General features: G+C 42.9%; 1 protein-coding gene. It reads left to right on the plus strand.

Going from position 1 to position 1,512, the window contains the following annotated elements; translation table 11 throughout:
- Positions 1–46: 46 nt before the first annotated feature.
- On the plus strand, positions 47–1,512 hold a 1,466-nt coding region (locus AC1DPZ_RS27055; RefSeq protein ID WP_477409348.1), incomplete at its 3' end, for a primosomal protein N' family DNA-binding protein.

Here is a 1,512-nt window from a genome sequence, read left to right on the forward strand (position 1 = left end):
CTATCAGACGAGGGACAAATACAGTCCATTACTTTAAAAACATTTCATGTTAGAGTTTGCCGAAATTGAATATACCGATCGTAAAACACTCTTTGTTGAAGTGATTTTGCCCCTAGCTATTTCAAAAAATTATACTTACCGTGTACCCTTTGAGCAAAACGATGTTGTGGCCATAGGCAAAAGGGTGGTAGTACAGTTTGGTAAAAGTAAACTGTATACGGCAATAGTGAAGGAGATAACAACACTGGCCCCAGAAAAATATGAGGCCAAATATATTATTGAGGTGCTGGATGATCAGCCCGTGGTTACTCCCCATCAGCTTTATTTTTGGCAATGGATTGCCGACTATTATATGTGCAATATTGGCGAGGTAATGAATGCCGCCCTGCCCGCCGCTCTTAAACTGGCCAGTGAAACCCGCATAGAACTTAATAAAGAATTTGATATAGATCGTTCGTCTCTTCATGATAAGGAGTTTTTGATTGTGGAGGCACTGGATATTCAACCCGAACTTACTATAAGTGATATTGCCAAACTGCTGGGCCAAAAAATAGTAATGCCTATTTTGAAACTGATGTTTGAGAAAAATATCATTCACATCAGCGAGGAAGTGAGTGAGCGTTATAAACCGCGTAAGCGCACTTTTGTTACGCTTAACCCGGTTTATAATAATCCCGAAAACCTGCGCGAGCTTTTCCCGATATTGGAAAAGCGGGCTCCTAAACAGGCTGATGCGCTATTGGCTTATATTAAGCTATCCCGTCATCAAAAGGCGATTACAAAAAACGAACTGATTGAGGAAAGCGGAGCAGGGGAATCGAGCATTAAAGCGCTGATTGAGAAAGAAATCCTGTTTGCTGAGGAGAAGAATGTTAGCAGGCTGCATTTTGAGCAGGATGCCGATGCTATTACCAATTTTGAGCTGAGCGAACAGCAATCAGAGGTTCTGCAAAGCATCCGTAACCAGTTTGCTGAGAAGGACGTAACATTGCTGCATGGTGTAACCTCATCCGGGAAAACGCTGATCTATATAAGGCTTATTGAAGAAATGATGCGTAACGACCGCCAGGTACTTTACCTGCTGCCAGAGATAGCGTTAACTACTCATATTATAGAAAGGCTGCGGATTTATTTTGGTGCCGATATCGGTGTTTATCATTCCCGTTTTAATGATAATGAAAGGGTTGAGGTTTGGCAAAAGGTATTAAATAACGATTATAAGGTTATCCTGGGGGCCCGCTCGTCATTATTCCTGCCATTTAACGATCTTGGGTTGATCATAGTGGATGAAGAACATGAAACTTCCTACAAACAATTTGATCCGGCACCGCGCTACAACGCCCGCGATGCTGCTGTCTTTTTGGCCAGCTCACACCAGGGGAAGGTATTATTAGGTTCGGCCACACCTTCATTTGAAAGCTATCATAATGCCAAAACCGATAAATACGGCTTTGCCGAACTAACTGAGCGATTCGGCGGGGTACAGCTACCGGATGTTGAGGTAGTGAGCAT

The organism is Mucilaginibacter sp. P4_G9, from assembly GCF_056400985.1.